Source organism: Desulfobacterium sp. N47 (genome assembly GCF_051233685.1).
In the GTDB taxonomy this organism is placed as follows: Bacteria; Desulfobacterota; Desulfobacteria; order Desulfobacterales; family RPRI01; genus RPRI01.
The window spans coordinates 1-1,214 of record NZ_JBAMMY010000253.1 but is presented as its reverse complement, the minus strand read 5'-3'; the positions used below and the strand labels follow the sequence as shown (position 1 = coordinate 1,214).

Genomic DNA, 1,214 nt, shown 5'->3' with positions numbered 1-1,214 from the left:
ATATTGGGAGGGTATTGAATATGGCTAAGAAGAAATTTGAGAGGAAGAAGCCGCATGTTAATGTTGGGACTATAGGGCATATAGATCACGGCAAGACAACACTTACGGCGGCAATAACAAAGCATTGCGGTTTGAGGGGTTTAGCGGAGTATGTACCGTTTGATCAGATAGATAAGGCTCCCGAAGAGAAGGAGAGGGGTATAACGATAGCAACGGCACATGTTGAGTATGAGACAGTAAAGCGTCATTATGCACATGTGGACTGTCCTGGCCATGCCGACTATATTAAGAACATGATAACCGGGGCAGCCCAGATGGACGGAGCTATCCTTGTAGTTGGAGCAGATGATGGTCCGATGCCCCAGACACGTGAGCACATATTGCTTGCACGTCAGGTTGGAGTTCCGACAATAGTTGTGTTTTTGAACAAGTGTGACATGGTTGATGATGAGGAGCTTATAGAGCTGGTTGAACTGGAGTTAAGGGAGCTTTTGGACAAGTATGAGTTTCCCGGAGACGATACTCCGATAATTCGCGGAAGCGCATTGAAAGCACTTGAGAGCGACGATTCTCACAGCGAGGAAGCGAAATGCATATTTGAATTAATGGATGCGATAGATTCATTTATACCTGAGCCGGTACGTGATGTAGACAAGCCGTTTTTGATGCCGGTTGAGGATGTATTCAGCATATCCGGTCGGGGTACGGTAGTAACAGGTAGAGTTGATCGGGGCATAGTACATGTAGGAGATGCTGTAGAGATAGTGGGAATAAGGCCTACGATCAAGACAGTATGTACCGGAGTTGAGATGTTCAGAAAGCTTTTGGACGAGGGCCGGGCCGGAGACAACATAGGAGTGTTGTTAAGGGGTACCAAGCGGGAGGATGTTGAGCGGGGGCAGGTTGTTGCAGTACCTGGTTCAATAACGCCGCATACCAAGTTCAATGCTGAGGTATATATTTTAAGTAAGGAAGAAGGGGGAAGGCACACGCCGTTTTTCAATGGTTACAGACCGCAGTTTTATTTCAGGACGACGGATGTAACAGGGATACTGACATTGCCTGAGGGTATAGAGATGATAATGCCCGGAGATAATGTAGCGATATCGGCGGAGCTGATAACTCCCATAGCGATGGAGACCGAGCTTCGGTTTGCGATAAGGGAAGGTGGCCGGACGGTCGGTGCCGGAGTTGTAAGTAATATTATAGCATAA

General features: G+C 47.4%; 1 protein-coding gene. It reads left to right on the top strand.

The window, feature by feature from the left end; genetic code table 11:
- Positions 1-20 precede the first annotated feature (20 nt).
- A complete protein-coding gene (gene tuf / locus VXK47_RS16205) occupies positions 21-1,214 on the top strand; it encodes an elongation factor Tu (protein WP_435549822.1) in 1,194 nt (397 codons plus the stop codon).

Bases quoted from the DNA above. Each gene is read 5' to 3' on its own strand.
- tuf (WP_435549822.1), top strand. From the start codon at position 21: ATGGCTAAGAAGAAATTTGAGAGGAAGAAGCCGCATGTTAATGTTGGG.